Annotated in this window: 17 protein-coding genes and 1 tRNA gene; 12 read left to right on the top strand and 6 right to left on the bottom strand. The window is 44.1% G+C overall.

Translation table 11 applies throughout. The features are described 5' to 3' along the window. The first annotated feature begins 381 nt into the window (after window positions 1-381). Both ltrA and tnpC read left to right on the top strand, forming a co-directional pair. Window positions 382-1,611: a group II intron reverse transcriptase/maturase gene (gene ltrA / locus GWR21_RS10060; RefSeq protein WP_162331612.1), complete on the top strand. Its 1,230-nt coding sequence runs from the start codon at window positions 382-384 to the stop codon at window positions 1,609-1,611. A gap of 101 nt (window positions 1,612-1,712) precedes the next feature. Further along, the gene (gene tnpC, locus GWR21_RS10055) at window positions 1,713-2,480 is read left to right on the top strand and encodes an IS66 family transposase (protein ID WP_162331611.1); all 768 of its coding nucleotides are present in this window, start codon (window positions 1,713-1,715) and stop codon (window positions 2,478-2,480) included. Between the two features lie 15 nt (window positions 2,481-2,495). Here the strand turns inward: tnpC and istA are convergent, their stop codons facing one another. Next, window positions 2,496-3,842: an IS21 family transposase gene (gene istA / locus GWR21_RS10050; protein ID WP_162331610.1), complete on the bottom strand. Its 1,347-nt coding sequence runs from the start codon at window positions 3,840-3,842 to the stop codon at window positions 2,496-2,498. Between the two features lie 527 nt (window positions 3,843-4,369). Here istA and GWR21_RS31345 point away from each other — a divergent pair. The 4 genes from GWR21_RS31345 to GWR21_RS10035 all read left to right on the top strand — a co-directional run bounded on the left by GWR21_RS31345 (window position 4,370) and on the right by GWR21_RS10035 (window position 7,424). Beyond that, complete coding sequence (locus tag GWR21_RS31345) at window positions 4,370-4,510, top strand: hypothetical protein (protein WP_202929075.1); 141 nt, start codon at window positions 4,370-4,372, stop codon at window positions 4,508-4,510. Between the two features lie 353 nt (window positions 4,511-4,863). Beyond that, window positions 4,864-5,346 (top strand): toll/interleukin-1 receptor domain-containing protein, encoded by a 483-nt coding sequence (locus GWR21_RS10045; RefSeq protein WP_238430289.1) that lies wholly within the window; start codon window positions 4,864-4,866, stop codon window positions 5,344-5,346. Between the two features lie 361 nt (window positions 5,347-5,707). Next, complete coding sequence (locus GWR21_RS10040) at window positions 5,708-6,373, top strand: response regulator transcription factor (RefSeq protein WP_162331608.1); 666 nt, start codon at window positions 5,708-5,710, stop codon at window positions 6,371-6,373. Then, the gene (locus tag GWR21_RS10035) at window positions 6,366-7,424 is read left to right on the top strand and encodes a sensor histidine kinase (RefSeq protein ID WP_162331607.1); all 1,059 of its coding nucleotides are present in this window, start codon (window positions 6,366-6,368) and stop codon (window positions 7,422-7,424) included. The genes GWR21_RS10040 and GWR21_RS10035 overlap by 8 nt, the downstream gene beginning before the upstream one ends. A gap of 362 nt (window positions 7,425-7,786) precedes the next feature. Here GWR21_RS10035 and GWR21_RS10030 read toward each other — a convergent pair. The 3 genes from GWR21_RS10030 to GWR21_RS10020 form a co-directional block, all read right to left on the bottom strand. After that, a tRNA-Leu gene (locus GWR21_RS10030) sits at window positions 7,787-7,870 on the bottom strand. Window positions 7,871-8,043: 173 nt separating this feature from the next. Next, window positions 8,044-9,195 carry a glycoside hydrolase family 76 protein gene (locus GWR21_RS10025; protein ID WP_162331606.1) on the bottom strand — a complete coding sequence of 384 codons (1,152 nt, stop codon included), beginning with the start codon at window positions 9,193-9,195 and terminating at the stop codon, window positions 8,044-8,046. 171 nt (window positions 9,196-9,366) lie between these two features. Further along, on the bottom strand, window positions 9,367-10,179 hold the full coding sequence (locus tag GWR21_RS10020) for a 2,3,4,5-tetrahydropyridine-2,6-dicarboxylate N-succinyltransferase (protein WP_162331605.1): 813 nt from the start codon (window positions 10,177-10,179) through the stop codon (window positions 9,367-9,369). A gap of 90 nt (window positions 10,180-10,269) precedes the next feature. Here GWR21_RS10020 and GWR21_RS10015 point away from each other — a divergent pair, with 90 nt between their 5' ends. From GWR21_RS10015 to miaA, 5 genes are all read left to right on the top strand, one after another. Next, on the top strand, window positions 10,270-11,400 hold the full coding sequence (locus GWR21_RS10015; RefSeq protein ID WP_162331604.1) for a glycosyltransferase family 4 protein: 1,131 nt from the start codon (window positions 10,270-10,272) through the stop codon (window positions 11,398-11,400). A gap of 3 nt (window positions 11,401-11,403) precedes the next feature. Then, entirely contained in the window at window positions 11,404-11,973 is a 570-nt protein-coding gene (locus tag GWR21_RS10010) for an L-threonylcarbamoyladenylate synthase (RefSeq protein ID WP_162331603.1), read from the top strand. Between the two features lie 30 nt (window positions 11,974-12,003). Further along, on the top strand, window positions 12,004-13,437 hold the full coding sequence (locus GWR21_RS10005) for a CCA tRNA nucleotidyltransferase (RefSeq protein WP_162331602.1): 1,434 nt from the start codon (window positions 12,004-12,006) through the stop codon (window positions 13,435-13,437). Window positions 13,438-13,556: 119 nt separating this feature from the next. Further along, window positions 13,557-14,138, top strand: a complete 582-nt coding sequence (locus GWR21_RS10000) for an IS1096 element passenger TnpR family protein (protein WP_162331601.1) — start codon at window positions 13,557-13,559, stop codon at window positions 14,136-14,138. Window positions 14,139-14,238: 100 nt separating this feature from the next. Further along, entirely contained in the window at window positions 14,239-15,150 is a 912-nt protein-coding gene (miaA, locus tag GWR21_RS09995) for a tRNA (adenosine(37)-N6)-dimethylallyltransferase MiaA (protein ID WP_162331600.1), read from the top strand. Window positions 15,151-15,257: 107 nt separating this feature from the next. On the opposite strand, the gene GWR21_RS09990 is transcribed toward miaA, so the two are convergent. Both GWR21_RS09990 and GWR21_RS09985 read right to left on the bottom strand, forming a co-directional pair. Further along, window positions 15,258-16,844 (bottom strand): OmpP1/FadL family transporter, encoded by a 1,587-nt coding sequence (locus GWR21_RS09990; protein WP_162331599.1) that lies wholly within the window; start codon window positions 16,842-16,844, stop codon window positions 15,258-15,260. Window positions 16,845-16,937: 93 nt separating this feature from the next. Next, window positions 16,938-17,951, bottom strand: coding sequence for a hypothetical protein (locus GWR21_RS09985; RefSeq protein WP_162331598.1), 1,014 nt, complete (start codon window positions 17,949-17,951; stop codon window positions 16,938-16,940). Window positions 17,952-18,184: 233 nt separating this feature from the next. On the opposite strand from GWR21_RS09985, the gene proS reads away from it, so the two are divergent. Beyond that, window positions 18,185-19,660, top strand: a complete 1,476-nt coding sequence (proS, locus tag GWR21_RS09980) for a proline--tRNA ligase (protein ID WP_162331597.1) — start codon at window positions 18,185-18,187, stop codon at window positions 19,658-19,660. The last annotated feature ends 67 nt before the right edge of the window (window positions 19,661-19,727 follow it).

Below are 19,727 nucleotides of genomic sequence, written 5' to 3'. Positions count from 1 at the left end.
AGGCAGAATTAATCTGTCAGGTAAGATTTAGTGAGCTGAACGAAAGTGAACTGCCATAGTAAAGTATCGATATCGCACTTATTCTGTCGAAAGCAGGTAACAGTTTCTTACCTACAAATTAAGTTTAGCGACAGTAACCTGGTGTTGGCTAGATGACAGGCGGTACATAGGTAGCAGGACACTAAATCAGGCGATTTAATGGAACAAGGGAATTTGTACAGGAGTGCAAAGGGAACAATTCAAGCGGAGACACCGCAAGGTTAAATACCAATATCCTGTACAGAGGCGGACTAAGTCGTAGTACTATTGAAGCTGCTGTAATGGCTGTGGAGGGAAGGGCTTAGCCAGATTAGTTTTATAAAACCAACAACAGTAAAATGGATGATTGATTATTATGAAACAAAGCAACATCCGGTGACCAAGAAAATGGTACTGGATGCTTACAAGAAAGTAAAGGAAAATAATGCAAGTGGTGGAATCGACGGAGAAAGTATAGAAGATTTTTCGATTGATGCGTCAAAGAATCTATACCGGATTTGGAACAGAATGACATCTGGATGTTATTACCCGCCAGTTGTGAAAAGCGTTGAAATTCCAAAGAAATCTGGCGGTGTGCGTATTCTTGGCATACCTACAATATCAGATCGCATAGCTCAACAGGTTGTGAAAAATTATCTTGAACCTATCGTGGAAGGCAGCTTCCATGAGGATAGTTATGGATATCGTCCCGGTAAGAATGCACATCAGGCCTTGGAGAAAGCCACTGCACGGTGTGGTTATTATAGTTGGGTGGTTGATATTGATATTCGAGCGTTTTTTGATAGTATAGATCACGAACTGTTGTTGAAGGCAATCGAGTGGTATACAAAAGAGAAATGGATTCTAATGTATATTAAGCGATGGCTTAAGGCTGGAATTATGTGTAACGGAGAAGTTAGACGTGGGGAAAAGGGCACTCCTCAGGGAGGAGTAATAAGCCCGCTACTAGCTAACATCTTCCTTCACTTTGTATTTGATAAATGGATGGAAAAGAATCACTCAAACATGCCTTTTGAACGGTATTGTGACGATGCAATTATACACTGTACGACAGAAAAACAGGCAAATTTCATCAAAGGTGCAATTACCAGGAGGATGATAGATTGTCGGTTGATGCTGAATGAGGAAAAGACGCGTATAGTTTACTGCAAAAATCATATACATACTGAAGCACATCGAAGTGTAAGATTTGACTTTCTGGGTTATACTTTTCGACCATTAGGCAGACCAACTAAGAATGGCTGGAAACTTATGTATTTTCCGTGTATGAGTGACTCGTCTAAAAAAGCAGTTAGGCAAAAAGTGAGAGAGGTAGTAAGAAGACGTTTCCAAGGCACGATTTTGAACATCGCAAGGATACTAAACCCTAAAATCAGGGGATGGTATCAGTATTATTGTGTATACTCAAAGTGGACAACACATGGATTGTGGTACTGGCTAAATCTAAAATTGGTAAGATGGATAATGGAAAATAGAAAGCTTGGAAAGGGACGGGCGCATAGATGGCTTGTAAGAGTCTACGAAACCAATCCCCGATTATTTGAACACTGGTCATTTATTCGCCCATATTAATTGTATTGCTAATCTGGAAGCGCCGTGTGATGGGAGACTATCACGCACGGTGCTGTGAGAGGCTTGGGCTGAAATGCCCTTGCCTACTCGACTCGGTACCAGTGCTTGACAAGGATAAGAAAGGGAGTACTCATCGGGGGTATTACTGGCTCTATCAGGATAGTATTAACAAGCTGCTTGTCTTTGATTATCAACCCGGACGTGGCCGGGAAGGACCCGCAGAAATGCTGAAAGATTTTTATGGTACGCTGCAAACAGACGCTTACTCTGCATATAACAGCATTGTTGATACCAATAATATAACATTGATCCACTGTCTTGCTCATGCAAGAAGGTACTTCTCTGACGCTATTTACAGCGACCAGGAAAGAGCAAAACATGTATTGGAACAGTTACAGCTCGTCTATCAGATTGAACGCGATAGCAGGGCGTTAAATCACGACAATGAAAAACGAGCAGCTTCAAGACAGAAGCACTCCTTACCTATACTGAAGGAATTAGGAAGCTGGATGGAAGACCAATACAAGCAGGTACTTCCACAAAGCCCGATAGGAAAAGCCCTCGCCTATAGTATAAAACGCTGGGATAAACTCTGTGCCTTCGTGTATGATGGAAAGCTACATCCAGATAATAACGCGGCTGAGAGATCTATAAGAGCGACTGTTATAGGCCGAAAGAATTACCTCTTTGCCGGGAGCCATGAATCAGCAAAGCGAATTGCAATGCTCTACAGCCTGATCGGAACCTGTAAACTACATAACATTAATCCCAGCCTTTGGCTAAAGGACGTTTTAACGGTCATTAACGACCATCCTATCAACAGAGTCAAAGAGCTCCTACCTCATATCTGGATCACGAAGCAAAAGTAACGCTCTCCAAAGTCATTAAATAGGTGCTGTCTTCCGGATACTTACACTGTTTTCAAGCATTATGCCTGCTGCCTGATGGGTCGATGTCCCAATACGAGCTGCCTGTTGCAACAGATCCTCGCGGTTCCATCCTTTGATCTGTTGCATACGCTGGTGATGAGGCGGCATATGTTCGGCCAGTGTTGTATATGCTTTATTGTGACCGTCTCTTCGATGTAGTGCAATGCGTTGGTGATCCAGATAGACTTCCACCGTCCGTTGATCATAAAGCACTTTAACCTTTTTACCGACATGGGCATAGGGAACACTATAGTACCTGTGGTCTTCTGAGAGCTGTACGTGATAGTTACGCTGAACAGTGAGTTGCACTACTTTTTTGGCACTAAACGGTTGGGGCGGTAGTGGCTTCAGAGAGGATTGTTCCTGCTGTTCAAAATAATGCCAGCGACTGTAAGGCGTGCCTTTATAAGGTTTATTATTGAGTAGCAGTAATTGTTCATGCACAGCCGCATTAAGTGCCTTAAGACTGGTAAACTCCCGTTTCCTGAGTGGGCCGTATACGTTGTTATAAATGATATTTACCGCTTTTTCGACCATCGCTTTATCACGTGGGCTGTATGGTCTGGTTGCGCTAAAGGTAGTGGTATAATGCTCACTGAGTTGCGTACAGATATCAGTAAACAATGGTTCATAGCGATTTGGCTGCTTTACTGCGGTTCTTAGGTTATCACAGAGAATCGTATTAGGAGCTCCTCCATAGAATAACAGCATAGCGTTGATGCAATGAACGAAGTCGGCTGTTTGCTGGCTGCGTACTGCCTCACAGAAGATAAGTCCGCTAAAAGGCAGAATTGCGATAAACACTTCGCATTCGACCAGTTCTCCGGTAGCAAGATCAATATAATGGAGCTTTTTACCTGCGAAGTCGATCATGATCATATCAGCTATGGAGTACTCCATATGCATCGTCACATCCAGTTTCTTCAGATACTGGTTAAGGTGATGACAATAATGGCTGTAAGCGTATCCATCAGGATGCTGCTGTAAATATTCCCGCCAAAGCAGTTGACGGGTGACTCCAACTTTACCTAATTCTCCCTGGGCGTATTTCAAATGGACAACCAATTGTTCAAGTCGATGCATATCATGAACGGTATTGTCATTGGTATACGCCTTTTCAGCAAGGGTCTTATTATCCGGAGGCTGTTCCTGAGTAGAATCATCAGAGAGTAGACACAGATATTTACGCACGCTATTGCGGCTAATACCTATGCGGCGTGCCATTTCCCGTATTCCAACTCCATCATTATGAAGTTGTAAAAGCTGTCTTAATTGTTCCATTGCAATGGGCGTTTGTGCCATGCTCCCACATTTTTAGGAGCAAATAATAAACAAAAGCCCTTACTAATGACTGTCCGCAGGTGGGTCAACATGCCAGAATGGCAATCCGAGCTGTGAATCCAACACAGCAACCCAGGTGGGTCAACATCCCAGAATTATTTGGCAACTAGCTGTTTTATTAATAATTATGGGTGGGTCAGCATCCCAGAATGGTGGGTCAACATAAATCAGAACGGTGGGTCAACATGGTCCAGAATCTACACTTGTCAATTGACTGTCAATAATAATGGTAGAAAGGGTTAAAACCTGTGAAAAATTGACAAGCATAAATTAAAAATGGCTCTGTAAATCAATTGATTACAGAGCCATTACGTGCCCAGTAGCGGAAAGTTTACGAACCAGTTAATTTTGATTATAAGCAACTTGAAGATCATATGGAATTTGAACAATATTTAAAAACAGGATTTTTCCCCTGTTCTTATTTTGTCTTTGTATGACCTTAATACCTAAATTCGTTTAAAATTTTTGACCTCAAAGAAATTATTGTTATGGAAAAAATCCAAGCAATTAAGCCAGGCCCCAAACCTAAAAAGCAAGATGGTAAAGATGATAAGAGAATATGGGTCGATCCTCCGAACAAACCTAAACATCATGATTTAAAACCTCACAAACATAAGCCAAAGGATTAATACTGGGACATTACAGAGGAACAGCCATAAATATGACGCTTATATCACAGCGTGATGGTTGGATAAATATTGGAGAAACCTGGTTATACACTTCCTTCACAGCTTGAGCAATTAATAATTGGATCAAATTAAAATTTAACATTATGGCTAGATGTACTGCGCCAGTACGTGGACATCGTACAGCGAGTGCAGCAGCAGACTGCCCCGCATGTGGTAATCGTTATCGCAGCTATAGTTCGCCCTCATCTTATTCATCATCTTACTCTTCGTCGGAGAAATTCAGTAGCCGAAGCAGCGGAACTACAACTGCAAAAAGCACTAAGCCACGTTGGTCGCGAGCCGGTTCTACCATTATGTACACACCTACTGAGGTGCGGACACTCACACCTATTCGTGAAAATGTTGAAAGACGATCAACCATACCAGAGCTTCGTGATGTTTTTCTTTGCCACGCATGGGACGACCGAAAAGGTCCTGCCAAAGAGCTTCACGATCTGCTTGAGTCTAAAGGAGTCTCTGTTTGGTTTAGTGAAAAAGACGTCTTGTTGGGTTCACCTTTGCTTCGCGAAATTGATAAGGGATTGGTGAAGTCACGAATAGGAATCGTGTTGGTAACTCCTTCGCTATTGCAGCGCCTCAAGGGAGAGGGAATCGCTGACAAAGAACTTTCGGCTCTGTTGGCGCGAGATCTACTTGTTCCAATTGTACATAACACAAATTATGAAGCCCTACGTGAAGTAAGTCCCTTGCTTGGTTCGCGAAGTGGTCTTAGTACTTCAGAGGATACGATGGTAGAAGTTGCAGCCAAGATAGCGGAGTTGGTAATCGTCCTTTAGCTGTGTTACAGTGTTCTCTTAATGATAAACAAAAACGCCGGAGACATTATCTCCGGCGTTTTGCTTGTAGGTGAGGCTTCAATAAGAGATCAATTTTAGCGATTCGAACGCTCAATACTGATTGATATTCGGCAAATACAATATCTTTTGATGAAAATCAAATTAAGATTAAGTGTTATGTTATTACGGCCAAAAATCTCAAATTCCGAAAAATGTTGTATTTACCAAGAAAAATTTAACGTTTACGAGCTTTTTTTTATCACAAACTGCTTTTTCGTACATTCGCTTTATTCCATGCCGCCTCACTCCACGTAGAGGTACACCACAGTTATAAGATTTTATCACCAAAATTGTCAATAGAATGCTCGAATTCTTGCAAGAGAATATCTACAAATTAATGTTTACAGGTTCCGCAGCGATCGTTATTGGAGTAATAGCACAAAGAGTTTCAAGTAAGAAAAAAAACGGCGAGAAAGAAAAAGGTCAAGAAGAGCCATCACTCGTTATATCACCATCGAATTCTGGAAACACTGAAACTGTTATATCGCCGGTTTTTAATTTTACTAGCCAAGATCCATTAATTAAGCCATTGAGTCGAATGGACAACGACGGGAGTGGACAAAGTTTAGAACGGCGAAAGGCACTGACGAAGATTATTTTTATTGATGACGATACTAAGTTTCGAGTAGTTCAAATTTTGAAAAAATCTGGTTGGATAAATATTAAGGCGATTAAGGATATCAAAAATATCGATGATCTTGTCATTAGGGATGCCGATATTGTTTTCGTTGATATTCAAGGTGTAGGTAAAGCTTTAGATTGTAAAGATGAAGGACTTGGACTTGCATTAAATTTAAAGCAGAAATATCCCTCTAAGAAGATCGTAATATACTCAGCAGAAAATACTGGAGATAGGTTCCATGAAGCGCTAAGGAAAGCTGATTCGTTTCTACCTAAAAATGCAGAACCATTAGAATTTCAGTCTTTGGTAGAACAGTATAGTAAAGAAATTTATCCTAATGATTGATAAGTATATTACGGAAGAAAATGGTTCTGTTTTGTTTTCAACATTACCTGTCAGTTGCAAAAACTGTATCAGTTCGGCAGAAGATGGTTCGCAAACAATTGAATCATGTGATAGTTTTAAAGAGAAACGAAGGATCGCAAAAATTCAAAATTGCAAGGCGCTTACTTTCGCTTGTACAAATGAATATGACCTCATAAAGAGTTCGAGGATTTTTAAAGAAAAACTTGCTATATATGACGAGTTGAGAGATGAGATTAACCTGATGAAAAAGCAAATACAAGAAGAATACAATCAACCAATAAAGCGACTTATACACAACCTTACATCAATTAATGCGCACTCAATACAAGATCTGTACAGTTTAATACCACAGGAAACATTGACGCAAAATTATCTCAATCAAATCAAGAACATTGAAAGATTAATACTCGCTCAGCCTGATGAAGCAGCAAAGACATTTCTAAGAATTGCGAAGAACAATGCATCGATGAAGACGGAGTTTTCTGTATTTAAGAAACTATACGAGACGGACCCTATTCTTCAGCCACGGTATCATCCGGTTAGAAAGGTTATTTTTAATTTGCTATATATCTTCTTTCCTGATTTTACAGACCAATATATATACGTAAATGTTCAGGAGAATTATGATAAATTATATATAGACTATGAGTCAATGCATGTTGCATTTTATCATTTAATCGAGAACGCAACAAAGTATGCTAAGCCAGGTAGTACGATTGACATTAGCTTCTCAAATAAAGAGAAAGAATTTTCGATAGATTTCAGAATGTTAAGCTTAAAAATTGAGGAGGATGAGAAATTGAAAATACTTGAGGAAAATTACTCAGGAAGTCAGGCGAAAAAAGAAGGGAAGTCAGGCAATGGCATTGGTCTACATTTAGTAAATAAAATTCTTGAAATGAATCGCGCTCAGTTAATAGTTCTTAATAATGTCGATAAGTCTAGTAAATTTTTGGGTGGTGTGCCTTATGAATGGAATATTTTTAGAATAATCTTTCGCATAGATGGTAGTGATAAATCAGCCTCTTGAGGTAATCTTTTATAATTATATCGATTATCACATAAATTGGAATGGCTGTCCTCTGTCAGCCATTTTTTTATTCATTTTTATCTCGTTCTGGTAAATGTAGGAAGTATTGACTGACGTTAGGCGAAGGTAATTTGTATCCCTACGGGCCCCGATCGGCAAAAAACAAATCATTGGTTCGATCTTCGCAGAAAAGCTGGTTTTTTCAGATAACAGACTCTGAGCCACAGCACCAAACGTCATCCTCGAGCTAATCCTTGAATCCGGATTCGAACCTGTTATTGTTTGATAATAAATAACTTATGAAATGGCTATTATGGCTTAAAACAGAAAACCCACTCAAAGAGCGGGTTTTGTACTTTTTGTGCCCAGAACTGGATTCGAACCAGCACACCCTTGCGAGCGCTGCGACCTGAACACAGTGCGTCTACCAATTTCGCCATCTGGGCATCTTTGATTTCCGTGTCAGGGAGTGCAAATGTACGCGTTTTTCTTAATCTGCCAAATTTTATTTAAAATTTTTCCTCTACGTAGTCATAATTGTTTGATAGATAAGCATTACGGCTATATTTATTTATTATAAAATGAAATAAATATAGCCGTAATCTCAATTCAACTTACTTTAAAACAACCAAACGCCATTCATCATCGCCACCCCACTCGTTGTTTCAAATGAATTAAGGTAACTGTCGGGTGTCCGTCTCCACCATTGTCCCCACATTAGTCCATTGGTGTTTCTGTACGTCCAGGCTTCTGCTGCATTATAATTCAGCCACGCAGCGTAGGTGCTCTGCAAATTATGATCTTTCACAAATCTGCATGCCCAGCGGGCGAAGATCGCTTTGAACCCCTGACAGTCATCACAGTCATATTCGTCAGGCAACAGCCCTTGTGCATTACACATATTATTCTTCGTGTAGTCCATGGCTTTTTGCCCCATCGCCTTGAAATTAGCAGAAGGATAGGCATTGTGCAGCATACTGCAGGCGCCAATGAAAGTACCCTGCGTATAGCTACGGGAGCCTTCGGTGATCGTGCCTGCTGCATTGATCGCGCCTTTTACTTCGCCGGTAGCGGAAGTATATAGGCGACTCACCATCCAGTCGGTGATCATCTTTGCTTTATTCCGGTAATTCACATCTCCGGTGACCTGGTAGAGGTACATCGCACAGATGGCCGCAGGCGCATTTACACAGGCGTTTTTAGTGTTGTTGGCTGTTGTCCACCATAGTCCGCCTCCCAGGTTGTTATCCCAGGCGCGGTTCCATACCATGTCAAAGTTGTTTTTCGCCATATCCTTCATGCCACCATCATTGGTAATGAGAAAAGCACGTACGCACATCAGGGCGCCCCAGATGACGTCATCATTGAAGGTGTTGGATGTCCATAGCAAACCGTAGGCATCCCGCATGCCATTATACAGGTAAACGATCTTATTTCTGAGGTCTGCATCATTGTTGATGGTGTAGGCATCTATCAGGGTCTCAATCGCTTCTGCCTGCCGCCAGAAGTCCATTCTGCCGGTACGGGTGACATCAGAATAGTAGTACGCTTTGAACGACGGACCATAGGTGCCATACTGGTTATAAAATGCGTTGTTGTAGCATTGCATTGCCAGCAGGGCTTCGGATCGTACGGGCTGTACGGCAGCAGCGCTGACGACACCCTGGGTGGTCGTGGCCGTAGATAATTTTTCAGGATCGCTGATCTCCTTTTTTACGCAGCCGGCCATAGTAAGGGCCAGGAGTAGTGCCGCAATCGGTGGAATTTTCATGTTTTTCATTTTTATGAATAAAGGGTACTCAAAGACGTGGAAATATTCGTGGAATCCGGGTTTTCGATCTGCTCCCTAACAGGACAGATAAACACAGAAAAATACTTACAAGGGGTATAAAAAAAAGCCGTCCACCTACGGCGGACGGCTTTCTGCATATTTTCAGACAGCTTATACAGCTATATTGAATTCTCTCAGGGTGTCGTTCAGACTGGTTTTCAGGTCTGTAGACGCTTTACGCTGACCGATGATCAGTGCACAGGAAACCTGGTATTCACCAGCAGGGAATTTCTTGGTATAAGTACCCGGAATTACCACGCTGCGTGCTGGTACACGACCTTTATACTCAATTGGTTCCGGACCGCTTACATCGATGATCTTGGTACTCTGGGTTAATACCACGTTCGCACCCAGTACTGCTTCTTTCTCTACGATCACACCTTCCACCACAATACAACGGGAGCCTACAAAGACCCCATCTTCGATGATCACCGGGCTAGCCTGCAGGGGTTCCAGTACACCACCGATACCTACGCCACCGCTCAGGTGAACGTGTTTACCGATCTGTGCGCAGGAGCCTACTGTCGCCCAGGTATCTACCATGGTACCCTCGTCAACATAAGCACCGATGTTCACATAGGAAGGCATCAGGATCGCTCCTTTTGCAATGTAAGCACCGTAACGGGCAACTGCATGAGGAACAACACGTACGCCCAGGTCTTTATAACGGGATTTCAGTTTCATTTTGTCATAGAACTCGAAAGGACCGACTTCCATGGTCTCCATTGGCTGAATACTGAAATACATCAGAATGGCCTGTTTCACCCACTCATTCACTTTCCATCCATTCTCCCCTGGTTCCGCCACTCTTGTTTTGCCTTTGTCAACAGCCTCGATCACACATTTTACTGCATCACTGTACTGTGATTCCTGCAGCAGACTACGATCGTTCCAGGCCGCCTTTATTAATTCTTGTAGCTCCATCGTTGAAATTTTTTGCAAACATAAGCAAAACATGTTAGTAGTTGCAAGCTGGCAGCGATTCCTTACCTTTACAACCCTTTAAACATTGCTATGAATATTGCCTTCGATGCGAAGCGGGCCTACCAGAATAATACCGGACTGGGAAACTATAGCCGCACACTGATAAGTTCTCTGGCTACCTATTATCCGCAGCACAATTACTATCTCTATGCGCCTAAGCTGACTACGCTGTATAAAACGGAGGCTTTTGCCAATATGCAGTCTGTCCTGCCCGAAAAGCGACTCCACCGCTGGTTCCGTAGTGCATGGAGAAGTAAATATGTGGTAGGAGAGCTGGCAGCGAAAGGGATGGATATTTACCATGGACTAAGCCACGAAATCCCTTTCGGCATTCACACCAGTGGTGTGAAAAGTGTTGTTACCATGCATGACCTGATATTTGAACGTTATCCCGGACAATACAATCCGATAGACGTACAGACATACCGCCGGAAAGCTAAATACGCCTGCCAGTATGCAGACAGGATCATCGCTATCAGTGAACAAACGAAGCAGGACATTATTCACTATTATAAAACACCGGCAGAAAAAATAGACGTCGTATACCAAAGCTGTGATGAATCATTTGCAGTGAACCACAGTGTAGCAAATATCCGGCAGATGAAAGAACAGTACGGGCTGCCAGCGGCTTACTTCCTATACGTCGGCTCGGTGATAGAACGTAAAAATCTGCTGGGAATTATCCAGGCCATGCTGCATTTGAAAGGAGAGGTGGACCTGCCGCTGGTCGTTCTGGGTGGTGGCAGCAGTTATAAGAAAAAAGTTAAAGCTTTTGTGGAAAAGCATGGTATGGCAGACCGGATTATCTGGCTGAATGAAAAAGCCCGGCTTGCAGATGCCGACGTACCTTTACTGTACCAGGGAGCCGAAGCATTGATATATCCTTCGATCTTTGAAGGATTTGGTATTCCTATTCTCGAAGCGCTCTGGAGCCATACACCGGTCATTACCTCCGCAGGCTCCTGTTTCGGTGAAACCGCTGGTGAGGCAGCGTTGTATATAAATCCCTTACAGCCGGCGACTATCGCCGATGCTATGAAGAAAGTATTGCGGGAGCCCGCATTAGCAGCAACAATGAAAACAAAAGGATGGGCCCATGCCCAGTTGTTCAGCCGCGAAAGATGTGCTGCCGGCGTAATGAAAGTCTACGAAAGTTTATAAGTTATGATGGAGTTTGAAAATGATATGACTGCGTCTCTCCAGGTGCTACGTACCGGAGGACTGATACTCTACCCCACGGATACCATCTGGGGTATCGGCTGTGATGCAACGGATGAAGAGGCGGTGAAGAAGGTATATGCACTGAAGCAACGGCCCGAGGCAAAAAGCCTGGTAATTCTGCTGGCAGATGTAAAAGACCTGCTGAAATATGTGTCGCACCCAGCTCCGGATATTGCAGATATCCTTGCCGGATTTGACAGGCCGACAACCGTTATCTACGAAGGTGCCCTTGACCTCGCTCCGAATGTCATCAACAGTGATGGTACTGTGGCTATCCGTATTGTAAAGGATACCTTTTGCCGCCACCTGATCAAACGTCTCAGAAAACCGCTGGTCTCTACTTCTGCCAATATAAGTGGTGCGCCATCACCAGCCACCTTCGCCGATGTATCGGCCGAAATCCGTAATGGAGTTGATCATGTGGTGTCCTGGCGTCAGGATGATACCACCCCGGCAACCGCCTCCAGGATCATTAAGCTGCTGAAAGACGGCAGTGTTCAGGTGATCAGATAAAAAAACCTATTTTTGCCGTTTTATTCGTTTATGATCAGCAGAAAGCCTATAGATATTCCCTGTACTTTGCAGGAACGAAAAGTGTTAGAACAGATAGCCATTGCTGCCCGGGAACTGGGTACGCCATGCTACCTGATCGGAGGCTTTGTGCGGGATAAGATACTGGACAGACGTACTAAAGATATGGATGTCGTATGTGTAGGAGATGGCATCGCCCTCGCGCATAAAGTCGCTGAATACTTTGATAATGCCAAAGTGAGTTTCTTCAAAACCTATGGCACCGCCCAGGTAAAATGGAATGATCTTGAAATTGAGTTTGTAGGCGCCAGAAAAGAAAGCTACCGCCAGGAATCCCGCAACCCCGACGTACAACCAGGCACCCTCAGGGATGATCAGCTGCGCAGGGACTTTACTATTAATGCACTGGCAATCAGTCTCAATGAAGCCGATTATGGCAGTCTGGTAGACCCATTCGGCGGTATTGCTGATCTGGAAGCAAAAATTATCAGAACGCCCCTGGAACCGGCACAGACATTCATCGATGATCCGCTTCGGATGATGCGTGCCATCCGCTTTGCCTCTCAGCTGCAGTTCACCATCTCAGACGAGGCCTTCAGAGGGATCAAAGAAAACGCGGACCGTATAAAGATCATCTCCCAGGAGCGTATCAGCGATGAGTTTAATAAGATCATGCTGTCTCCGGTGCCATCCGTAGGGCTGGACCTGCTCTACAAAGCAGGTATTATGAAAATAATACTACCGCAGATGGTAGACCTGGTAGGAGTCGAGACGGTAGACGGTAAAGGTCATAAAGACAACTTTTACCATACCCTGCAGGTAGTGGATAATATATCACGCAATACCAAAGATCTGTGGTTGCGCTGGGCCGCGTTATTGCACGATATAGGAAAGCCTGCCACTAAACGCTTTGAACAGGGACATGGCTGGACATTCCATGGGCATGACGCGGTTGGTGGGAAAATGGTCACCCGCATATTTACCAAGATGAAATTGCCCCTGCATGAGAACATGCGGCTGGTAAAGAAACTGGTAGAATTGCACCTGCGCCCTATTAGTGTTACGAAGGAGAATATAACCGACTCTGCTATACGCAGATTACTGTTTGATGCCGGCGATGATATAGAGGGCCTGATGATGCTCTGTGAAGCCGATATCACTTCTAAGAATAAGGCAAAAGTAAAGCGCTACCTGGAGAACTTCGAACTGGTACGCCAACGCCTGAAAGACGTGGAGGAGAGTGACCGTATCCGCAACTGGCAGCCGCCTGTAACCGGAGAAATGATCATGGAGACATTCGGATTGTCGCCCTGCAGAGTGGTCGGTGACCTGAAAAATGCTATCCGTGAGGCGATCCTGGATGGGGTGATTCCTAATACCTACGATGCAGCCTACGCTTTTCTGCTTGAAAAAGCGAAATCTTTGGATTTGACTCCAGTTAAATAAAAATGTTAATTTAGTAGTGTTAATCAATGTTAACACTGCCCGTTTCGGGATTAGGTGTGATGTTTGCGGATATCCCCTTGGCCTGAAGTACCAGATTATTAATAAAATCCTTTATTGGCATGCCTGTTTTGAAATTCAGAGTTTACTGGGAAGAAGATGAAAGTGTGTATAGGGACATTTCCATTAAGCCGGACCAGACATTTTTACAATTTCATCAAACTATTTTACAGTCATTCGAATTTGACAATAAACATAAAGCGACTTTTTTCCGTAGCAATGATAACTGGCAACGGGGCAGAGAGATCATTCTTGAACAGGATGGCGCTGCACGGAAGGTTGAACCGTTATTAATGGAAGATACGCCTATCGCCGCAGCTGTAAAAACACCTAACCAGAAGTTCATCTACCTGTATGACTATGCGAAGAACTGGACGTTCCTGGTAGAGCTGATCGGTGTGTCAAAAGACGAAAACTCAAAAATTGCCTATCCTTTCTGCACCAGAAAAGAAGGTCTGGCACCAAGTCAGTACGGTACCAAAGGTCTCGTTGGCGATAAACTCGTTGAGATGGAAGAGAAATATGACCTCAATAAAGAGGGCATGAGTGAAGACGGCTTCGGAGAAGAAGGGGAAGAAGATGATAATAACGACAGTGATGACGACGGCGGTGGTGAAGATCAGGGCAACGACGATATGTACTAACTAACCAGGGATTAGGAATTAAGAATTAGGAATATTGCGTTATCAGGCTGCATTCCAATTGCTAATTCCTAATCGCTATTCCCTAATTTTTCAAATTGTATTGAAGACAATAATTATCATCGCTGGTCCTACAGCAGCTGGTAAAACTGCCAAGGCAATAGAAGTGGCCCAACACTTCAATACTGCCGTAATTTCTGCAGATTCCCGCCAGTGTTACCGGGAAATAAGCATCGGTACCGCTAAACCCAGCCCGCAGGAATTACAGACCGTCCCCCATTATTTTATTAATTCTCATTCTATACAGGAAGAAGTCAATGCCGGTCTTTATGAAAAGCTGGCGCTTGATTATGCTGCTGAAGTCTGGAAAGACAATGACGTCGCTGTTATGTGCGGTGGTACCGGATTATATATAAAGGCATTTACTGAAGGTATTGATAATATTCCCGCTGCTCCGCCGGAAGTTCGTCAGTCTATACAGGAACGTTACGAGCAGGAAGGAATGTCATGGCTTCAACAGGAAGTACAGGAAAAAGATCCCGGCTTTTATGCGATTGCTGAAATACAGAACCCTCATCGCCTGATCAGGGCATTAGAGGTCTTATACGCCACCGGACAATCTATCACGACTTTCCGTACAGGGAATGTGGTAAAACGTGATTTTAATATCATAAAAACGGCTATCACACTACCAAAGGAAAAGCTCCATGACAATATCGCCCGCAGGGTTCAGGTGATGGTAGCTGAAGGACTATTGGATGAAGTGCGCGCTGTACTTCCCTACAGGGAACATAATGCATTGCAAACGGTCGGCTATAAAGAGGTCTTTGACTACCTGGATGGCAAGATCTCCTGGGAAGAAGCTGTAGAGCAGATCATTATTCATACCCGTCAGTATGCCAAACGACAATTGACCTGGTTCCGGAAGGACCCCGCCTTTACGTGGTTCGAAAGCGGTACGGGATTGCTGGAAGAGGTGGTGGAAAGAATTAAGAATTCGAACGATTTTCGCTGATACTAACATTGAAGCAATAGTTAAGGTATAAAGAAAAGCCTGAATAAGGAGGAGGTTATCCCACCTGTATTCAGGCTTTATTTATTTAAAAATTGCTAACTAATTATCTAGAACTTCCAGCCAAAAGTTGCATTGACATTTGTTGATTTACTCCTGATCTGAGCTGGTGCCGGAGTAGCATAGTTGTCAGCCGGATCAGCATTTTCAGCCAGTACATACGGTTGATCTGTACGGTTATTACTACCATACACCAGGCCCAGGTCCATGTAGAAACCACGATTCCTATAGCCAATACCACCAGTATAAAACTGACGTTTGCCATCAATCGCACCATTCTGATAAGGACTGCCATACAGTGCATAACCCAGTCTGAATGCAACAACATGCAGTTTCAGTTCTCCACCTATACGAATATTGGATGCACCTTTGTACGTCGCTTTAATAGCATCATTGCGGAAGTCGGAATCCTCCTTATCAAATGACTGATCATTACGGAAACGCATTTTCATAGATGCATAGTCCATATACTCATAGTCAAATGAGATGAAGCCTGTTGGCTTCCTGGTATCTGCTGAAGGACTGAACAGGTAAGTCGCACTTAACACTCCTTTCCATGGTGTTCTGATCGTATATTTTGATTCGTCCTCAAATCCGTTGTTAGTATCAGTAGAAGAGTAGTCAAGTACACCAAATGTCTTGGTGGAAGTGGTCATATCAGTCCTGTAGGTATCAGTGAAAGTCATCCAGGACGGTGTATGGAAAGTAGCACCCAGACTCAGTGGTCTTACGGGTCTGAAAATAGCACCGAGTTTCGCGTTAAAACCTGTACCTTCTGATTTCAGGGTTTCTGTTACCGCGAAATTATTCAGGTCTGTAGGTGTCGCGTTCAGGTTCGTTTCTTTCCAGGTCTTGTCATGCTTATAGGTGATGGTAGGAACGTTCAAACTACCACCGAGGTACAGTTTGTCATCGTAGTTAGCACCGAAGGCAAATGAGAGCTCATTGGAACCGCCTCTGGCATTGACCATATTTTCCTGCCTTACGTGAATGCTGCGGTCTGTCGCCTGTGCGGCAGAATAAAAGGCACCATCCCACTGACCATTAACCGGAGGATAAGGAGAGATCAGGCCTGTGCTGTAGGCAAGTGCAGAAGTGTGTGCCAGTGAACCGATCGTCTGGTCACCGCCCAGTTGTGCATCGGGATTCGTTACACCAGCTGCTTCCGCATCCAGGTAGTAGTTGAGCGACAAAGATGAGTTTTTGGATTCACCGGTGTAATAGGTACGCTGGTTATAGTTCTGCGTACGGTTTAAACCAAATCCAAAGCTGAAGTTCTGCCATTTACTATCCGGCTTTTTCCTTTTGCCACCATAGATCATGGTGATATTGGAAACAAGCGGGATGAACTTGTTGTCACTATCAGTGGTACCCAGGTAAGTCCCTGAGTTGGATATATTCTGCAGACCTACTGTAAAAGAGAAGTCGTTTGTCCTGAAATAGCCGACGGAAGCCGGGTTCACATACAGGGAAGATGGTTCGCCCCCAAGCGCACCGAGTGCACTACCTATAGATTGCCCCCTTGTCGTACCGGCAGGTGAAGTTGTGCTGAATTTCAAAACATCGTCTATCGTCTGGGCATGCAGGGCCAGGCTTGTCCCTGTCAGTGCAATGGCGAACACCATTCTTTTAATCATATAGTAGAATTAAGGGTAAGGGTTAAAAAATACCCTGGCTTTTGACCAGGGTACATTTTAGTAATAATATCAATGATCAAATCATTTTTAGTATTAGTTTCTGGTCCGGCCGGCACGACCACCACCACCGCCGCCACCAACGGAACCACCACCGGATCTCGGTGTGTAGGAAGGAGATGGAGAAGGCGTGTAGGAACGTTGTGGTTGCTGAACCGGCTGGTAAGATCTTACTGGTGGATTGTATGAACCGGAACCTACCGTACGACCACCTGTGCTACCTCCTGTCGGACGTTCTCCTGCTGAAGGGGTGAAAGATCTTCTTGGTGTGTAATAACCATCACCACTGTTACGGCCACCACTGTTATTATCGCCTGTTACAACACGGCCTCCCGGACTGGAAGAACGACCCCTTCTGGAAGGAGTGTAATCTGTTCCTGAAGTACGGCCACCCGGATCAGTTGTTCTGCCACCGCTAACTACCCTGGTAGGATAGCTGCTGCCAAAACCTGTACGGGTGCGGCGACCTGGATAATAGCCGCTGCCATAGTATCCACCACCGTGGCCACCCCAGTATGCAGGGTAACCGTAGTAGCCACCATAGTATCCGCCGTAATAGCCACCGTACCATGGGTTGTACGCCCAGGAGTTCCATGGGTTATAGTAACCGCCGCCCCATCCCCAGCCATAGCCGAAGCCAATGCTCAGAGATGGTCCCCAGGAACCATAACCATAGTAAGGATTACCCCAGCCACCGCCATAGAAGCTGTTCATGCCCCAGGCGCTGCCGTAGTAAGGACTACCATAGAAACCAGAATATACATTCGGTGAATAATAATCGTAGTATGAGCCCGTGTAATTACGGTTGAACATGTTGATACGACGTGAATAGTCTCCCGGGTCCTCATCCTCATAAGTTACATAGGAGCCCTCACCATTCGTGTCAGCATAGCTAACGCGATCATCATCACGATTATTGCTATTACCATAGTCGGGTTTTACTCTCGGTGAATAATACACGTCGTCCGGCGTCTGCGTGGTTTTATATGCTGAAGAGCAGCTGCTTAAAGCAAGCGCCGCCAACAAAGCAAGGTATGGAAGTGATTTCATTGTCGGAATTTTTTAGCCTGATTACTATAGTAAATTTACACTAATTTTAACTCAAAGAAAGGTTAATGCTACAATAATATCTAACCACTCATAATATTTTAGCAAACTGTTTGCACGTTTCTGATTTTCATGTAGGTTTGTGACATTTTACCTTTTGGTAATATATTTAGTGCAAATATTAAGCCAAATTGATATATTGTGCTAGAGCGAATTATAAATATCTGAATTATAATATGAGTAAAGAGATCACAGCCCGTTCTGAAGATTATTCACAATGGTACAATGATTTGATTCTGAAAGGTGGTTTGGCAGATTATTCTGCAGTGAGAGGTTGTATGGTAATTAAACCATATGGCTTCGGACTCTGGGAAGGCATGAGAGACGTGCTGGACGCCAAGTTTAAAGAGACAGGACATCAGAACGCATATTTCCCCTTATTCATCCCTAAAAGCTTCCTGAGTAAAGAAGCGGAACACGTGGATGGCTTCGCAACTGAATGCGCCGTGGTAACCCATCATCGTCTGATGAAGGACCCGGAAGGTAAGGGAATGGTTGTTGATCCAAGCGCAAAACTGGAGGAAGAACTGATCGTTCGTCCTACTTCTGAAACAATTATCTGGAATACTTATAAAGACTGGATCCAGTCTTACCGTGATCTGCCATTGCTGATCAACCAGTGGGCGAACGTTGTACGCTGGGAAATGCGTACCCGCCTCTTCCTGCGTACCGCAGAGTTCCTCTGGCAGGAAGGTCACACCGCGCACGCTACTGCTGAAGAGGCTATCGCGGAAACAAAACAGATGCTGGAAGTATATGCTGATTTCGCTGAAAACTATATGGCACTGCCGGTAGTAAGAGGGGTAAAATCTCCTGCTGAACGTTTTGCAGGTGCCCTGGATACCTACTGTATCGAGGCATTGATGCAGGATGGTAAAGCCCTGCAGGCGGGTACTTCCCACTTCCTCGGACAAAACTTTGCCAAAGCGTTCGATGTGAAATTCTCCAATAAAGAGAATAAACTGGATTACGTATGGGCTACATCCTGGGGGGTATCTACCCGTCTGATCGGTGCGCTGGTAATGGCACACAGTGATGATGATGGTCTCGTACTGCCTCCGCGTATCGCACCACTGCAGGTAGTGATCGTACCTATCTATAAAGGTGATGAGCAGAAGAGCAAAATAGATGCAAAGGTGTCTGAACTCATGGCACAGCTGAAAAAAGCTGGTGTGCGTGTGAAATATGATGATTCCGATAACAACCGACCAGGTTGGAAATTTGCGGAATACGAAATGAAAGGCGTTCCTGTTCGCATCGCATTAGGTGCACGCGACCTGGAAAACAACGTCGCTGAAGTAGCCCGCCGCGATATGAAAACAAAGGAAAGCCTGTCTCTCGACGGACTGTCTGACCGTATCGTAGCACTGCTGGAAGAAATTCAGCAACAGCTGTATAGCAAAGCACTCGCTTTCAGAGATGAACATATCACTCCTGCTGACACCATGGAAGAGTTTGAGCGTCTGCTGGATGAGAAAACCGGCTTCATCTCTGCACACTGGGACGGAACAACTGAAACAGAACTGAAAATCAAAGAGATGACGAAGGCAACGATCCGTTGCATTCCGCTGAACAACAAACTGGAGGCTGGTACCTGTATCCTGACAGGTAAACCTTCTACTCAACGCGTTCTCTTTGCTCGCGCATATTAATTAAAAGACTCGCCGGCAGTACCAGCTACAGCAGTACTGCCGGTTTCTTAATCAAAATCCGACCCTT

Source organism: Chitinophaga agri (genome assembly GCF_010093065.1).
In the GTDB taxonomy this organism is placed as follows: Bacteria; Bacteroidota; Bacteroidia; order Chitinophagales; family Chitinophagaceae; genus Chitinophaga; species Chitinophaga agri.
The sequence above is the reverse complement of the archived record's forward strand: the minus strand, read 5'-3'. Positions and strand labels throughout refer to the sequence as shown.